This is a genomic window from Ruminococcus sp. FC2018 (assembly GCF_000621805.1).
Classification (GTDB): Bacteria; Bacillota; Clostridia; order Oscillospirales; family Ruminococcaceae; genus Hominimerdicola.
Map to the genome: position 1 here is coordinate 1 of NZ_JHXH01000015.1, position 15,962 is coordinate 15,962.

The following is a 15,962-nucleotide window of genomic DNA, read 5'->3' on the forward strand; positions in this document are numbered from 1 at the left end:
GTGAAGTGTTATACTTAAATAGCAGTCGACAAACACCCAAAAATCTGGTAGAATAAAATTGATAAAATCGGAAAGGGAAAACGATTATGAAGTACAGTAAAGAATTCAAAGAAGAAGCGTTAAAGCTCTCTGATGAGATCGGACTGAAAAAGGCTGCTCAGCAATTAGGCATCCAGTATTACACACTGTCTGACTGGCGCTCAAAACGAAATGCCGCTGCCAAGGCTAAGAAATATCAGATGTCAGATGAAGAACTTAAACAGCGTAATCTTGAGCTTGAACGAGAAAATGCCGAGCTTCGCAAAGCAAATGATATTCTCAAGGATGCACTCGGTTTTTTCGCAAAAGACCGGAAGAAGTAAAGACAAGCGAACGTCACCTGTTCGTTAATGAGTTCCGCAGCAAGTATGGAGCGAAAGCAATATGCAGATTTCTGAAAATCAGCGAATCAGGCTATTATCGCTGGCTCAGGAATCAGGGCAAGCCTGGTGCAAGGCAGCTTCTTCTGGTCAAAATACAAGGAATACTATCAGAGCATCCTGACAACAAGAATTACGGTGTCAGAAGGATGCAGGCAGCTCTTGCCCAGAAAGGCACTCACGTCAGCCTCAGAACAGTATACCGTACTATGAGCGAAGCCGAGCTTATTCACAAGAACCGCAGACCTCACGGTATCACAAAGACTGATTCCGAAACTCAGGACAGAGAAAACCTGATCAAGAGAGATTTCACTGCAAACGCACCGCTGAAAAAGCTGCTGACTGATATCACCGAGGCCCAGTGCGCTGACGGAAAGCTCTATGTTTCGCCGATTTTTGATTGTTATAACGGCGAGATCGTCGCTCTTGAAATGCGTGATAACATGAAGAAAGAACTCTGTATTGACACTGTAAAACAGCTTCGTGAGAAGTACGGCAGGCTCGATGGAACTGTCCTTCACAGTGACCGTGGCTGCCAGTATACAAGCTATGCCTTCCGCAGGGAACTTGTAACAAATGGGCTAATCCAGAGCCTCAGCGGTACCGCTCATTGCTTCGACAACGCTCGCATGGAGAGTTTCTTCGCCACGCTGAAAAAAGAAAAGCTGTATCAGATCCCGACCTACAGAATGAAGCGTGAAGAGGTCAAGACTGTCATCTTCAGATACATCTTCGGTTATTACAACACACAAAGGATCAACAGCTTCAATGAAGGTGGTCTCCCACCTGTGGCGTTAAGAACTTCAAAGCAGCTCTCTCATCACGCCGCCTGATATCTGCCTATCCAAGATTTTGGGTATTTTATGACTGCACATTTCTTGACAAGTCCAGATTTAGTATCTGATTATGTTATTATACTGAATGGTGGGTCTACATTTGGCTGTTTTAATAATATTTAGCGAGGCAGCACTAGAAAATAGCGTAGATACGGCTTTTTATATTTTCACTGTCGTGTCGCTACCCTCAGGTGCTAGTGTTCGCAAGGACGTGTGGGTTCAAGTCCCACCATCTGCACTAACTAAAACCGTGATGCTCCGAGGAAATCGAGGAGTGTTGCGGTTTTTGTTATAGTGAATAAGTGCGGACTTGAACCGTAGCGACCAAAGACATTTATGGCGTTGGTCGGTTTGTCAACCTTGGCCCACCACCTGCCAATCAGTTTCATATCTTCTGAAAGAAAAACAGACGTGAGGTTAAATACCCCACGCCTGGTTTTTACTCAGATATTTCAGTTCCCTTTCTCGCTATCGTTGTCACCCCATATCCCTCAAGAAACATCTCAAACACATCCAAAACGATCGCATTCGCTTCAGCATGTGGCTGTTGCAAACAAGCAGCACTCCCTTTTGAGATCAGTGAAAAAACTGTAAATTCAAAAAATGATATATGGCGCGAAAGATCAGCTGTCAGAAACCGTTGTAAAGGAAATCTGCCCAGTAATACTGGTTCATATATTCACACTCGTAAGCATTTACAGCTCCGGCATCAAGCTCTTTGAAACGGCTGCGCTCAAATCGCAGCGGCGTGCCGTCTGGTGTTCTCCATTCCGATATGTGAGTGTCCGTCGTCCTTGACCTCGCTTGGTCAAAGCCTACACCATCATCCGCAATGATGATCTCGTATGCACTGTCATTTTCACGGGTCGAGATAGTCACCGTGCCGCCGCCTTTAGCCATATTGAACAAGCCAAAGTCCAAACATTTGTTGAATATGCTGATGCGAAATAGGTTTATCTTGTTGTTACTTTTGTTGTAGTGTGTGTGATATACTGTAGTCAAAGAAAAGGGAAAAACAAAAAACAAACTTCCCCAAAAAAAAGAATCTGTTGTACTTCTGTTGTAGTCGGTGTGCTACACTTAAGTCAAAGAAGAACAACCGAAGTGAAAAAAATGGAGGTATAATATGAAAAACCGTAAAAAATGCTTCGTTTCACAGCGATGTTAACTGCGCTGGCAATAACTGTTTCCATGCTTACTTCCTGCGGCTCGTCCTCGCAGTCCAAGTCGGATTCGGAAAACGCACAAAGCTCCGAGTTAAGGCTGGGCGGCGTAAGAAATGCCGAGGCTCCAAAAGAGATCTACTACGAGTCTGAGAAGGATTATCTCTATTATTCGGATGACTATTTCAAAAAACCATCTACAAACTATAATGAGCATCTGTCTTCGTTATCCATAATGATGGCCAATTACTCCATGAACCCAGGCAATCCGAAGAGCCTTGATGATACCGACTGGTATAAAAATCAGTCGAGCCGTGTTCGCGGATTCTATGATCTCATCGGATTCAAGTAGGCTGAAGTCAATAAGGATTACGAAAGCAGAACAGCGTTTGACACGATCGGCATCATCGCAGCAAATCGAAAGGTCGATGATTATACAGTGATCGCCTGCACCGTCAGATCAGGCGGATACTTCCTTGAGTGGGAAAACAACGTATTCCTTGGCGACGGAACAAAATCCGACTATATGCACGAAGGCTGGTACAATGCCGCAAATAAGGTGATCGACTTCCTTGGCAGCTATATCAAGGAGAAAGGGATCACCGGAAAGATCAAGTTGTGGGTATCCGGTTTCTCCCGTGGCGGCGCAACCATGAACCTGACCGCAGGTCTTGTGGATAACAAGATCGCTAAGGGCAGCGACAGCGTATTCCCCAACGTTACTCTCGAGCATAATGACCTGTATGCCTATACGTTTGAAGCTCCGCAGGGTGCAAATGTCAATTCCAAAACAGTAGCAGCCCCGACGGATGCAATTTACAACAATATTTTCAACATTATCAATCCAAACGATCTTGTCACCAAGGTTGCAATGGCAGATTACGGATTCAGAAGATTCGGAATCGATAAGTACATCACCACACAGTTCTTTGATCCGGATAATTTCGCCTCGAACCGTGAGTCCGTCAAAGAGATCTATGAGGCAAAGTATCCCGATTATAAATGGATATCCGATGATTTCACAATGTATACGATCAATACGGCAGATCTTATAAGTCTGACGAATATGGGCGTTTTGGTACGTGATATCGTTAATGTCGTAGATTCTATTGAAGAAGGAAAGCTCCCTGACATTATCCATGTCAACGACAAGAAAGTGCATTACGATGCCAATACGGCAGTGACATTGCTGATCGACCGTGCAATGGGGAAGATCGGAAACCGCAGTGATTACTGTAACAAGATCCAGCCTTTTGCCAGAAAACTGATGAAGGTGCTGTTCACCGATGTGAAAGATCCGAATACCCCATCTATCGGAGAGATCGGTATAAAATTAGTGTTCCAGGCGATAGCTTACGGCGTATTTGGAGATTCTTCCTTCATTTCTGATTTTTCCAAGATCACCGGCGCTACCGACGAGGAAATAAAAAGTATGTTAGAGATTCTTTGGTATACGTTTGAAGAATATCCGAATGAAATGATCTCAGTGGGCATCTGCATCAAAAATGTTTTTGAAAACCACAGCACCAGCATAAATATGGCACATATCCAGGCACAGGACTCTTATTATGTAGACCATTACAGAAAAAACAACGACAAGGTCCATCTGGTGCCTCTGCGCAACAATGCAGATTTCTTCCGTATCGAACTGGTCGATTTAAATAAGGCTTGGCTCAAGAATACTGATAAAGATCAGGTAGTGATCGATATTGCAGGACATGACACAGGAGCGAGTGATATCAATACCTGCAAAGACGGATATATAGCCGGGTATTATAACTATGCAACTTATGAACGTCTTGAACTGTTCATGCCCGGTCGGTACAACTATTATATCGATGCTTACGAGCACTCTTTGGATCTTTCTCATCATGTAAAAGGGCTGATATGGCATTATTTCTCAAATGGAGAAATGTATCGTAAGTCAAAAGTATTTGTTGATGAAGACGTTACTATGGACGGAGGCCCGTATAAAACCAATATCGAAAAAGTAGTAAACGAATAATAAGTCGGCTGTCTGAGCTTCAGGGCTTCTGCCTGATACATCTAAGCCTAAACATCAACGAGCTGCTGCACGAACAAAATCGTGCGGCAGCTCCTTTTCATTGTATGCTTTAGCAAAAAATGAAATAAGCCAAGCTAGTTTTGCTTGGCTCAAGGAAACAATATTAAGCGAATGACTGCTTTGAAAAATCATTCATTGCAGCCTTTTTGTCGTGCCTTTTTCTCGAGCTGTTAAAAATCTGTAAATCATTCATTTTCAGACTTGACTTTTGTTTGCAGGTCTCACATACTCATATCATTTTTTTCATCTTAGGTTTTGTCATGCTCATCAGCTATTATCGTATTTGAGTTATTCTCGATTCATATCCTTATTTTACAGTTTTTACGATCATTGTTGCTTAGACTACATCTGCCCCGCAAAGTGTAGTTTAAGCTACAATCCCCCTTGATTTTATCTATTGAAAAAACCGTAAAAGCGTGGTATTATACATACAGAACAAGAGAACAGGACAAATAAAAAACACACAAACAACAAAACAATCACACAACGAAAGGAGTAATACAACATGGAATTCTTCATTAATATCTGGGAAGGCTTTCAAAAATTCTTCAGAGGCAAGTGCTGATCTTGTAAATCTTCCCCATAAAACCAAATCCCCAGACCATAACAATTCCCACCCAAAATACACGATTCCCCAAAAATCATACACATTATCCACGATTACAAGCGGACGCTGACTAAATCAGCGAACGCTTTTTTCTTTTTATGCACCTTTCCAAGTACGAATCCTGCCCGCATCGGATGTTGCTTATGCAAAACAAACAAATCCTCTGGATTTTAGGTCTCGGATATCTCCTTAGTTAATCTCTTGCATACGACCGTCGAGCGTTTGACAGGCGTTGACAAAACATAAGCCATAGAGCCGCGGTCAATCTGACCTGCAATGAGCTTGTTTGCCGTAACAAGAACATATATGGCGGGCAGGATAGTCGTCATCATGCCGTAGAAAATTACGAAAAGCAAAGGCTGTGTCATTTTAAGAGCTGAAAACTGTGCGCACAGAACAGACATAACACCGGTGATGGCAGTCCACATCACCCAGTTTGATTTTACCGACTGCTTGAATAAAGGTAAGCTGAACTTATACATTTCCTCCCGTCTCGATATTGTTCTTATAAAAGTGCATAAAGTATTCCTCCAAACTTACGGAATGTTCGTCAATGCCGGTGATACTGCACTTTGAAAGAGCCGTCAAAAAGCTATTTGTAAGTTCATCGGGAACAGATATCACACATTTTTTTGCTGTTCTATCGCCCCTTTCGGGAGTCAGCCCCGAATGAACGAATCTGTTATAATCATCAGTACTTTCAAACTCTATTGTGAACTCATTTTTCAGCCCGTGCTTGACATCGGCGGCAGCTACGGTGGAGATCAGCCTGCCGTCCTTGATGATCGCAATGCGGTCACAGAGAGCTTCGACCTCACTGAAGATATGACTTGAAAGCAGTATCGTTTTGCCGCACTTCTTCTCATTGCGGATAAAGTCGATAAAGACCTCCTGCATCACAGGATCAAGACCGCCGGCTCCTGCATTGCCGAGATCAAAGCTGAGACCCGATATTCCTCCTACCACAGCCCCGATGAAAAATGCTACAAGCATAGCCGCACCTGCGATAAACCCGACTAGAGTTTTCGACAGCACATAGTCAAACGGATCAAGGAGCTTATCAAAGGCGACGAGCTGGCACTTGTCAGGGGCATCAAAAGCCTGATGCGTAAAAACAAATACACCAGACGTTATTTAGAGAGCAAGGATTTCCACGCAGAAGCATCACTATATACAGGGTTTGCGATAAACCTGTTCTTTGCCTGTTCCAAAGGTGCGACGGGCGCAGCTGTCGCTTCGGTCGGTGCTTATGCTGTGCATATGTGTCCACAGGACACCCGCACCCTTAGAGCCGGGGACACAGTAAAGCCCTATTCCGAGAGCTATACGACCTGCATTGAGGAGGCAAAACAGACGCTCACAAATCGGCTCACAGCGCACAGGTTACCGTCACCCGTGACGCTTTGAAAAGTTTTTAAAAGCCGCCATGGCAGCTAAATTCAGGTTTAGCTTAGGAACACTTTTGCGAAGAGAGTTATTATTTTATGCGTGGCGGTGACGAATGAAGGTATGCTTTTTCGCATCTGAAAAATGAACTCCTTTTCTGCAAAGCAGCACAGACATCACCATTGCGACAGTCCAGCCTATCGGCCACGCTGCCCAGATACCTGTTGTGCCAAAGTATGAGGAAAGCAGCTTTGCAAGCACGACACGCAATATCAGGTCGGTAAAGGTCGCTGACATAAACTGCTTCATCAGCTGTGCACCCCTTAACACGCCGTCTGACACAAGCTTTAGGGCTGCGATGAAATAAAACGGCGAGACTATCTGCAAAAATCTTACTCCCACGTTCAGAGCGGTTTCGGTCGGCTCGTCGAGGAAGAAATACACAAGGTATCTGCCTGCGAAAAGATACAGCGCAACTATCGGCACACATATCACCCAGACAAGCTTTATGCCTGCCTTAAAGCCCTCGTGGACTCTTTGCGGCTTGCCTGCGCCAAGATTCTGTGCGGTGAAGTTGGACACGCCGTTGCCAAGCGTTGTGAACGAGGTTATCACAAGATTGTTGAGCTTGACAGATGCGGCATAGCCTGCGGTAACGCTTGAACCGAAGCTGTTTATGACTCCTTGTATGATGATATTGCCCACCGAGATAAAGCTTTGCTGGAGTATGCTCGGTACGGCAACAGATGCTATTTTTCCAAGCAGCTTCCACGAAAAAGCATCAGCTTTGTGCTCGGTCTTAATTTTTGAAAATCTTTTAAAAACGACTGTTACTGCAAGCACGCAGCTCACGCCCTGGCAGATGAGCGTTGCCCACGCAACTCCCGCAACACCCATATTAAATGCTGTTACGAACAATATATCCACAGCGATGTTTGAAACTGACGATGTCGCAAGGAAAATGAACGGCGTGCGTGAATCGCCAAGTGCGGAGAAAATGCCAGTTGCGATGTTGTAAAAGAACACGAACGGCAGGCTCCAGATATATATATCAAGGTACTGCTTTGACGCTGCCATGATATTATCGGGGGTGTTTATCAGTTCAAGCAGCTGCCGGGAGAAGATCAGCCCTGCGAGCATAAGCACCAGACAAAGCACTCCGCCTGCGATAAGTGTGGTATAAACTGCGGTTTTCATATCCTTCAATCGCCTTGCGCCGAATAGCTGTGACACAATGACAGAGCAGCCAATGTTGCAGCCAAACGCAAATGCTATGAACACAAGCGTTATCTCGTAGCTGTTGCCGACTGCCGCAAGCGCATCCTCTCCGATGAATTTGCCCGCAACAAAGCTATCAGCGATATTGTACAGCTGCTGAAAGATTATGCTGCCAAACAACGGCAGACAGAATTTCCACAGAACTCTGTCTGAACGTCCTACCGTCAGATCCTTAGTCATTCAAACCTCTCCCTACTCTTGCACACTATTGACTTTATTATCAATTTATAGTATAATTCATTTTCAGAGATATGTAAAATATATATTCAACATATCTGATATATATTTTTTATATGGAGAATTTATATGAATATCAGCTACGACCACTACAGGATATTTTACTATGTTGTCAGATACGGCAGCTTTACCAAAGCGGCAAATGCCCTTACGAGCAATCAGCCGAACATTACAAGGGCTATAGGGATACTTGAATCAGAGCTTGGCTGCACGCTTTTTATCCGCACAAACAGAGGCGTTAAGCTGACGGCGGAAGGTCAGAAGCTGTACGAGCACATCAAGCCTGCTGTTGAGCAGATACAGACGGGAGAGGAGGAGCTTGCGCTGCGCAAGACGCTGCAATCGGGCATCATCTCGATAGGTGCCAGCGAGATAGCGCTGCGCTGCTTTTTGCTGCCCGTACTTGCACAGTTTCACAAAAAATACAGCGGTGTCAAGCTGAGGATATCGAATTATTCAACGCCGCAGGCAATCACCGCTTTGCACAAGGGAGTTGTGGACATTGCGTTCGTTACCACACCCACAAGCGATATGAAGGGGCTGAAAGCGGTCAACATACAAAAAGTACGTGAGCTGCCCGTATGCTCGGCGGAGCTTGGACATCTGGCAAAAAAGTCACTGGGATATGACGAGATAGCACGCTATCCGCTTATCTCACTGAGCGAGGGAACGAAAAGCTATGATATGTACAGAGATATCTTTGTGCAAAACGGCGTTGCTTTCGATCCCGATATTGAAGTTGCGACCGCAGATATGATACTGCCTATGGTCAGAAGCGGACTTGGCATAGGATTTGTTCCTGAGCCTTTTCTTAACGGTGTACAGGGAGTTATAAGGCTGAAGCTGAAAGGCAAGCCGCCCGAAAGACATATATGCTGTATCAAGACCGCACAGCATTCGCTCGGCAGCGCTGCAAGAGAGCTTGAAAGAATAGTGACAGCGGATCTTTGATACACACGTGGATCAGTATACAAAAAAAGAGCCGGTAAAACCGGTGATCTGCACTGCCACGGAAAGCGGATACTACAGACTTATCCACTAAAATTGACGCTGAAGTCTTAACACCATATTACAATAAAGGAGCTTTTGCACATCGCAGAAGCTCCTTTTGCTTTCTTTATATTCGTTACAGTATCCCTTTTACAAACACAGCCACTATGAGGACAGGAAGGACGTAATTGAAATAATACCTGAAAAACTTTGGGAACTTTACTCCCTTACCTGTGTTGCACTCTTCAAGGTATTTTTCAAATCCCCAGCCCCATTTCAATGTACAGAAAAGCAGGAAGACAAGTGAGCCAAGCGGCAGCAGCCAACTGCTGACGATATAGTCCTCACTGTCGAGAACTCCCATGTCGCCAATTATATGCAAATTCTTGAATACATTGAATCCGAGCACACATGGGATACTTCCCACAAGCACGATAATGCAGTTGATTATTGACGACTTAACTCTGCTCATTTTCAAGTTGTCCATAAAGAACGCTACGAGTGACTCGAACACGGCAATGACCGTTGAAAAGCTGGCAAAGGTCATGAACATGAAAAACAGCGAGCCCCAGATACGTCCGCCTTTCATATTTACAAAAACATTCGGCAGTGTTTCAAATATCAGCGATGGACCGGCATCCGGCTCGATCCCGAATGAAAAGCAGGCAGGGAAAATGATAAGTCCTGCCATTATGGCAACGAATGTATCAAGCATTGAAACTCGCAGTGCTTCGGATGGAAGGGTGTTGTCACGGCTCATGTAGCTTCCGAATATCTCCATTGAAGCTATGCCCACGCTGAGTGTGAAAAATGCCTGGTTCATAGCATTTACAATGACTTTGCCAAGCCCTATCTCCCTGACCTTAGCCAGATCGGGAACAAGGTAAAAGCTGAGTCCCTTCGAGCTGCCTTTGAGCATTATACTGTTCACGGCAAGAACGACAATGAGAAGCAGCAATGCGCCCATCATTATCTTGCTGAGCCTTTCTATTCCGCCTTTCAAGCCTTTGGAGCAGATGAAAAATCCTGCAATGACCACTATCGCCATCCATATACCAAGCTCAAGGGGTGAATCGAGCATCGAGTTGAACACGCCCTTTATCTCCTCGGTGGACATTGACGGTTTGAATTCACCAGCGGCGAACTTTACAAAGTAATCCGACATCCAGCCCGAAACGGTAGTGTAATACATCATCAGCAGGTAACAGCCGATTATGCACACCCAACCGTGAATATGCCATTTTCCGTGTTCTCCCTCAAGCGTGTGAAACGCCTGCACGGCACTCTTGCGGCTGGCTCTGCCGACGGCATATTCCATAGTCAGCACGGGAACACCAAGTATCAGCAGGAACACAAGGTATATCAAAACAAACAGACCGCCGCCGTTCTGCCCGACGATGTACGGAAACCGCCATACGTTGCCTATACCTATTGCACAGCCCGCACTTACGAGCAAAAATCCAATTCTTGAACCGAAACGTTCTCTTTTCATAATACACTTCCCGATCCGCAGGCACGGCAATAATTCTGTAATGCACCTGCATATCCTTATTTTTTCCTATTATATCAATGATGTGTGAACATTTCTACACATTGCAAAAAAAGAACCGTTTATTCGTTCTCATTGCGTTGGATAAACGGTCAAATAAACGTTTGAAGTGTTTATGAAAAGGTCATCCGGATCGGCACAGATAGCGGTGATAAACAAGGGAATTTTGAAAAACCGGGTTTTTTCAAAGATATACTATCCTCGGTTTTTCACTTTTCTGCTAACTTATGCGATCTCCTTTGCGTTATCTATTATTCAGTCTTTTTCTTTTTTAAATACTCATTGCGTAGGTCACAGTCACGTACGCAAGATTTGACTCAAAGATCCCGCCATGCTGTTCCCCTGTGAACACTCTCTTCCTGTGACGTCTTTTGCAGTGAACGGATGACAGTTCTGCGTACAGACCGATCCCACGGTCGCAAAGCGGATATGTCCAAGCAGTGACGTCTGTGGAGTTATCTGCTCCAATATCTCTTTAAGGCGCTCACTGTCGCTTGCTTTGACACCTTCTCTGTATGTACCGCCGCTGTATCTTATTCCCCAGCCATGGAGATTCTTATCACAATGCGAGAAAAACTCCCGCAGCTGTGTGCGAATATCGGTAGGCTCTTTTGCGGAAAGCCCGAGAAGATCGCCTGATTGTCCGCTTCGCTGCCGCCGGAGGTAAAGTAGATCTCTCTCGCCTTACAGCCCAGACAGTCAGCGATCGTATGCCTTGCCTCAAACAGCGCCTCAGCAGCTATCTGTCCGACAGAGTGAAGGCTCGACGGATTTCCGTAGACTTCGTTCATATACCTTGTGACAGTATTTATCACCGACTCACTCATCCGCGTAGTTGCGGCGTTATCCATGTATATCATTATATTTCACCTATTTTATATTTCCTATCAATTAAGTAGGTAAGCAGTGTTATAGCACTTACTGAACAGTTTGTCAAGAGAAAAAACAAACATGAAGCAAGTCAAGCTTGATGAGCAACTGCATTTGCTCGCAAACCATGACCAAGCCGCTAATACAAATATTATGGGCAATAATCTCATCTCACATAGCTTGAAAAACAAGCTATCAGAAATCTAAGCTGAATTTATGATAATTACAAACAACTTATAGATGCCGGCAGTTTTGCTTGTCGTTTATAATTTGTTTACGAAGTATTCTTGCTTAACGCTTATTTTTATACTATAATCATAAGCAGCCTGATAGGTGTTAAAACATATTTATATAGAACCAAAAAGACGGTTCATGGAGGTCGAACATATGAAAAAGTTAGCAGCAATTTGTCTTTGCGTTATTCTGGCGGTTTCCATGGTGTCCTGCGGAAGCTCATCCGGCAATACAGACAGTAAGGATCCAAGCAGCGGTTCTGCATCAAGCCGGGCGGAAAGCAGCACTCCGGATTCAAGCAAGGTTGAAAGCAGCAATTCGGATTCAAACAATGCAGAAAGCAGCAATTCAGATTCAAGTAATGCGGAAATCAAAAGCTTCACTGAACTAGACGATTATCAAAATTGGGCTAAGGAAACCGGATACACTAATAACTATCTTTGTGCCCGTGGAATTGAAGGGATCAACATGGACTATTTCCACACACTGCCCGGCGAAAAGGCATATACTTCCGGTAAGATAGTGATAGGCGACAGCAGATGCTGTCAGATGGGCATTTTACAGCATAGAAACGGAAAGGCTGACTTTGCGGATTTTGCGATCTGGGGCGGTCATTTTACACATGGTGTTGATCCGGCGGCTATGAATGATGAACTTATCTCAGAGGTCACCAACTGCTTCAAGGCGCAGATCGAGGCTTGCGGCGAATGTAAGATCTATTTCTTTGCCACTGTCAATGACTACGATTTCCAGAAGAACAACAATGCGGACAATATAAAGGGCGCAGTTTCTGCTGCTGAAAAACTTGCCGCTTTGAGCTATGATTACAACGGCAAAACATATCACCCACACATCAGCATAATCGGTTTTGAAGGCAGCTCAAAAACAGAGAAAGTTTACGGTATCGAACCCGCAGATTTCAACCGTTATGTTGAGGATTACAACAAAAAGCTGCTTGATGCCATAAAGGCAAGCGGTACTATAAAGGGCTGTGCAGATACTTTCACCACCGTTGCTAAAATAAACGACGATAAGGTAAGCTTTATCACTGACCAGCTGCATTACAGTGACGAAACTCTCGGAAAGCTTATTGAATACGTCAAGGCTCACTGAGTTTTCTGTCCGAAGAGAACGGGATACATAAAACAAAGCAGGACTACCCGGGGGCAGTCCTGCTTTTTCATTTGTCAAGTATTATCGGATATCGTTTACGATAGTTCAAGAGCTGCCGGATCCGTCAGTCTTTAGTCTCAACCTTTTTGATGTCATCCGACTGGTCTTTTGTCAGATCAAGCGACGGAAACTTCTCTGTATTCGGAAGCTGCATATTAAAGCCCTGTGTGCAGTCTATTTTCAGCTCTGCACTGTCGATGTCCAGATCAAGCACGTGTCCGCCGTACTTTTTGTCCTTTGAAACAAAGTGCAGATGCCAGCCGGCAGCATTTAGGTCTTTCATGTACTGCGGGCAGTACAGCGCAACAACAGTGCCCTCTATATTATCCCAGCTGAATTCTCTCTGGTCGGTTTTAAGTGCCTCTGCAAGCGGCTTGTATGGCTGCTCCTGTTTCAGCTCGCTGCGTGCGTGCATCTTTTTAAAAGTGCCGTCTATCCTTACCATATAAAACTGGTTTTTGCCCAGCTTTTCTACCTTTTCATCAAGCAGCTTTTTTATGTCCGCAATATTTGCTATGCCGCTTATATCCTGCTTTTCATCTGTATCAAAGAATGTGACGTTGGCAAAAGGGATAGTCTCGTCATCAGGTGCCGCTTCTATTGAGCCGTCCGATTTTGCTCTGTAAACTGTTCCGTCCACCATGATAAGTTCGCCGTTAACGCCCTCGAATGTTCCTATGCCCGTATCCCCTTTTTGTTTCAACTCCTTGACGCTGACGCTACCGTAATAGTCGCCGAGTGTCAGACCCTGCAAAAGCGATACCTGATAGATAGTTTCTCTGTCAGCCTTCGGAGTTTCGTCCTTCTTGATTTCGCTTGATGATGAGCTGTCACCGCATGAAGTAAGCATTGCAAGTGCAAGTGCGCACATCAGCATTTTCTTCTTCATATATATGACCCGCCTTCCTTAAAATGATTATACCGGTATTATACATCACCACAAGTCCGCTGTCAATTATTATACAATTTGTTTCACAATAATCCGTTTCCATGATTGACACGGGCTTGGTAAAATGTTATAATCAGTTCAGATAAAATCTTCACGGAGGTCTGTATGATCTATTCGAGTATAGGCATTGTGGCGATGCTTGTGCAGCTCATAATAAACTACGATGTGTTTATGAATAAAACAAGCTCCAGCATCGGGCAAAAGCACAAGTCATACCGCCACTTTCTCATTGGCTCTGTTTTATATTATATTACCGATATCATTTGGGGCTTTCTGGATGAACACAAGCTGAACAAGCTGCTTTACGCCGATACTGTACTGTATTTTCTGGCGATGTGTCTTATGGTAATGCTGTGGACATCCTACACCACCGACTACCTTGACGAAAAGACCCGTTTCGGCAAGGCTTTAAGATCAGTGGGAAAGGCGTTCTTTGCCATGTCAGTTCCTGCTGTGATCATCAATTTCTTTTACCCGATCCTATTTGATGTCACAGACGAATGCGAATATAAGGCGGGAAGTATCCGTTATATCATTCTGATGATCCAGATATTCCTGTTTCTGCTCTCATCGCTGCACACACTGGTGCTGAGCACAAAAACTTCAGCGGAAAAAAAGGTACGCTACCGTGCTATCGGTGCTTTCGGTATTGTTATGACGGCATTGATAGCTGTGCAGATATACAATCCTCTGTTGCCGGTATATTCGGTTGGATGTATGCTGGGAACATGTATGCTGCACACCTTTATCTACGAGGACGAAAAGGCTGAATACCGCATCAAGCTGGAAAAGCTATTGCAGCAGGAAAAAGAGTCAACAGAGGCACTGCGTACCGCAAGGACAGCTGCCAACACCGACCCTCTTACCGGAGTGAAAAGCCGTCATGCTTACATTGAGATCACAGCACGGATAGACAGAAGCATAGAGGCAGGGAAAAATGACGAGTTCGGAGTCATCGTGTGCGATATCAACGACCTGAAAAAGATCAACGACACCGTCGGTCACGAGGAAGGTGACAGATACATACGTGACGGTTGTATGATGGTGTGCAAAAAGTTCGCACACAGTCCTGTTTTCCGAATAGGCGGCGACGAGTTTGCGGTTATTCTGGAAAGAAGCGATTACGACAACCGGGAGCAGCTTTTATCTGAGTTTAATGAGCAGGTGGAGCAAAACCAGCGGCAAAAGCTTGTTGAGGTCTCGGCGGGTATGGCTGTTTTTGAAGCCGGGAACGACTCGTCATTCTCCGATGTCTTTGAACGTGCGGATAAAAAAATGTACGAAAGGAAAAAAATACTCAAAGCAATACAATAGTTTGGATGTTACACTATGACCCGGACGAGTTTTATCTCTTCCGGGTTTTCTTTTTTATGCTTAAAGCTATGGCTGATACCGGGTCTTAACTTAACATAAATGCACGTAAGCATTGTATACAAGCCACATTATCACACATACTAATCTCAAAAACACTTACGGAGGCAGATATGGGACTTTTAACCACTGTGTGGACATCTGTGCTGAGCATCATCGTGCTCTTTATCCTTACAAAACTTATGGGCAACAAACAGCTCTCGCAGCTGAGTATGTTTGACTATATCATCGGCATTTCGATAGGCTCTATCGCAGCGGAGTGTTCCTTTGAAAACCAGCACCCCGAGCGAATGGTTGTTGCAATGCTGATCTATGCACTGAGTGCGTACGCTGTTTCAAAGATCACCGAGAAGTCCACCCATATGCGTAAGCTGCTTATAGGCAGACCTCTGATACTTTTCCACAATGGCAAGCTGTATCGTGAAAATCTCAAAAAAGCCCGTATCGACATCAGCGATTTTCTCACCCATTGCCGAAATCAAGGGTACTTTGACCTCTCAAAGCTGAGAACAGCCGTATTTGAGTACAACGGCTCTCTGAGCCTGCTGCCTGTTGACAGCGACAGACCTCTCACGCCGTCAGACGTTCAGCTTGAGCCTGTGCAGGAGGAGATAATGGTCAACGTTATCCTCGACGGACACATCAACGACGCAAATCTCAAAAAGGCTGGATTTGAACGCATCTGGCTGGAAAAACAGCTGAACAAGCAAGGCTACAAAAGCGCAAAGGAGATATTTCTCGGCATAGCAGATACCGTCAAAAAAACGCTCCAGCTTTATCCTATGGACGTTAAAAACCAAACAATGGACCCCTTTGAATAACCGATTTAAGCCTA

16 protein-coding genes are annotated in these 15,962 nt (G+C 44.7%); 9 read left to right on the plus strand and 7 right to left on the minus strand.

Translation table 11 applies throughout. The features are described 5' to 3' along the window. Positions 1–86 precede the first annotated feature (86 nt). Together T494_RS0109850 and T494_RS0109855 are read left to right on the plus strand one after the other, a co-directional pair. Complete coding sequence (locus T494_RS0109850) at positions 87–362, plus strand: transposase (RefSeq protein ID WP_242836426.1); 276 nt, start codon at positions 87–89, stop codon at positions 360–362. 17 nt (positions 363–379) lie between these two features. Continuing rightward, positions 380–1,252, plus strand: a complete 873-nt coding sequence (locus T494_RS0109855) for an IS3 family transposase (RefSeq protein ID WP_155984081.1) — start codon at positions 380–382, stop codon at positions 1,250–1,252. A gap of 633 nt (positions 1,253–1,885) precedes the next feature. On the opposite strand, the gene T494_RS0109865 is transcribed toward T494_RS0109855, so the two are convergent. Continuing rightward, positions 1,886–2,155, minus strand: a complete 270-nt coding sequence (locus T494_RS0109865) for a hypothetical protein (RefSeq protein ID WP_155984082.1) — start codon at positions 2,153–2,155, stop codon at positions 1,886–1,888. A 243-nt stretch (positions 2,156–2,398) separates the two neighbouring features. On the opposite strand from T494_RS0109865, the gene T494_RS0109870 reads away from it, so the two are divergent. Together T494_RS0109870 and T494_RS0109875 are read left to right on the plus strand one after the other, a co-directional pair. Continuing rightward, complete coding sequence (locus tag T494_RS0109870) at positions 2,399–2,770, plus strand: hypothetical protein (protein ID WP_028506159.1); 372 nt, start codon at positions 2,399–2,401, stop codon at positions 2,768–2,770. An 87-nt stretch (positions 2,771–2,857) separates the two neighbouring features. Further along, the gene (locus T494_RS0109875) at positions 2,858–4,423 is read left to right on the plus strand and encodes a hypothetical protein (protein WP_028506160.1); all 1,566 of its coding nucleotides are present in this window, start codon (positions 2,858–2,860) and stop codon (positions 4,421–4,423) included. An 837-nt stretch (positions 4,424–5,260) separates the two neighbouring features. On the opposite strand, the gene T494_RS0109880 is transcribed toward T494_RS0109875, so the two are convergent. Both T494_RS0109880 and T494_RS12925 read right to left on the minus strand, forming a co-directional pair. Then, positions 5,261–5,572, minus strand: coding sequence for an ABC transporter permease subunit (locus T494_RS0109880; RefSeq protein WP_028506161.1), 312 nt, complete (start codon positions 5,570–5,572; stop codon positions 5,261–5,263). Then, positions 5,565–6,083, minus strand: a complete 519-nt coding sequence (locus tag T494_RS12925) for a hypothetical protein (RefSeq protein ID WP_051540328.1) — start codon at positions 6,081–6,083, stop codon at positions 5,565–5,567. The genes T494_RS0109880 and T494_RS12925 overlap by 8 nt, the downstream gene beginning before the upstream one ends. Positions 6,084–6,194: 111 nt before the next feature. On the opposite strand from T494_RS12925, the gene T494_RS0109890 reads away from it, so the two are divergent. Next, positions 6,195–6,497 (plus strand): hypothetical protein, encoded by a 303-nt coding sequence (locus T494_RS0109890; RefSeq protein WP_028506162.1) that lies wholly within the window; start codon positions 6,195–6,197, stop codon positions 6,495–6,497. A gap of 75 nt (positions 6,498–6,572) precedes the next feature. Here the strand turns inward: T494_RS0109890 and T494_RS12930 are convergent, their stop codons facing one another. Beyond that, positions 6,573–7,934, minus strand: a complete 1,362-nt coding sequence (locus tag T494_RS12930) for an MATE family efflux transporter (RefSeq protein ID WP_051540329.1) — start codon at positions 7,932–7,934, stop codon at positions 6,573–6,575. Positions 7,935–8,060: 126 nt separating this feature from the next. Here T494_RS12930 and T494_RS0109900 point away from each other — a divergent pair, with 126 nt between their 5' ends. Beyond that, complete coding sequence (locus T494_RS0109900) at positions 8,061–8,942, plus strand: LysR family transcriptional regulator (protein WP_028506163.1); 882 nt, start codon at positions 8,061–8,063, stop codon at positions 8,940–8,942. A gap of 175 nt (positions 8,943–9,117) precedes the next feature. Here T494_RS0109900 and T494_RS0109905 read toward each other — a convergent pair whose 3' ends face one another. Together T494_RS0109905 and T494_RS0109910 are read right to left on the minus strand one after the other, a co-directional pair. After that, positions 9,118–10,473 (minus strand): sodium-dependent transporter, encoded by a 1,356-nt coding sequence (locus T494_RS0109905; RefSeq protein WP_028506164.1) that lies wholly within the window; start codon positions 10,471–10,473, stop codon positions 9,118–9,120. A gap of 590 nt (positions 10,474–11,063) precedes the next feature. Beyond that, the gene (locus T494_RS0109910; protein WP_028506165.1) at positions 11,064–11,390 is read right to left on the minus strand and encodes an aminotransferase class V-fold PLP-dependent enzyme; all 327 of its coding nucleotides are present in this window, start codon (positions 11,388–11,390) and stop codon (positions 11,064–11,066) included. 397 nt (positions 11,391–11,787) lie between these two features. Here T494_RS0109910 and T494_RS0109920 point away from each other — a divergent pair, with 397 nt between their 5' ends. Continuing rightward, positions 11,788–12,747 (plus strand): hypothetical protein, encoded by a 960-nt coding sequence (locus T494_RS0109920; protein ID WP_028506166.1) that lies wholly within the window; start codon positions 11,788–11,790, stop codon positions 12,745–12,747. A gap of 124 nt (positions 12,748–12,871) precedes the next feature. On the opposite strand, the gene budA is transcribed toward T494_RS0109920, so the two are convergent. Further along, positions 12,872–13,696, minus strand: a complete 825-nt coding sequence (budA, locus tag T494_RS0109925; protein WP_028506167.1) for an acetolactate decarboxylase — start codon at positions 13,694–13,696, stop codon at positions 12,872–12,874. Between the two features lie 165 nt (positions 13,697–13,861). Between budA and T494_RS13505 the strand changes: the two genes are divergently transcribed. Together T494_RS13505 and T494_RS0109935 are read left to right on the plus strand one after the other, a co-directional pair. Beyond that, positions 13,862–15,070 carry a GGDEF domain-containing protein gene (locus tag T494_RS13505; RefSeq protein ID WP_028506168.1) on the plus strand — a complete coding sequence of 403 codons (1,209 nt, stop codon included), beginning with the start codon at positions 13,862–13,864 and terminating at the stop codon, positions 15,068–15,070. Positions 15,071–15,240: 170 nt separating this feature from the next. Further along, positions 15,241–15,948 carry a DUF421 domain-containing protein gene (locus T494_RS0109935; protein WP_037344609.1) on the plus strand — a complete coding sequence of 236 codons (708 nt, stop codon included), beginning with the start codon at positions 15,241–15,243 and terminating at the stop codon, positions 15,946–15,948. The last annotated feature ends 14 nt before the right edge of the window (positions 15,949–15,962 follow it).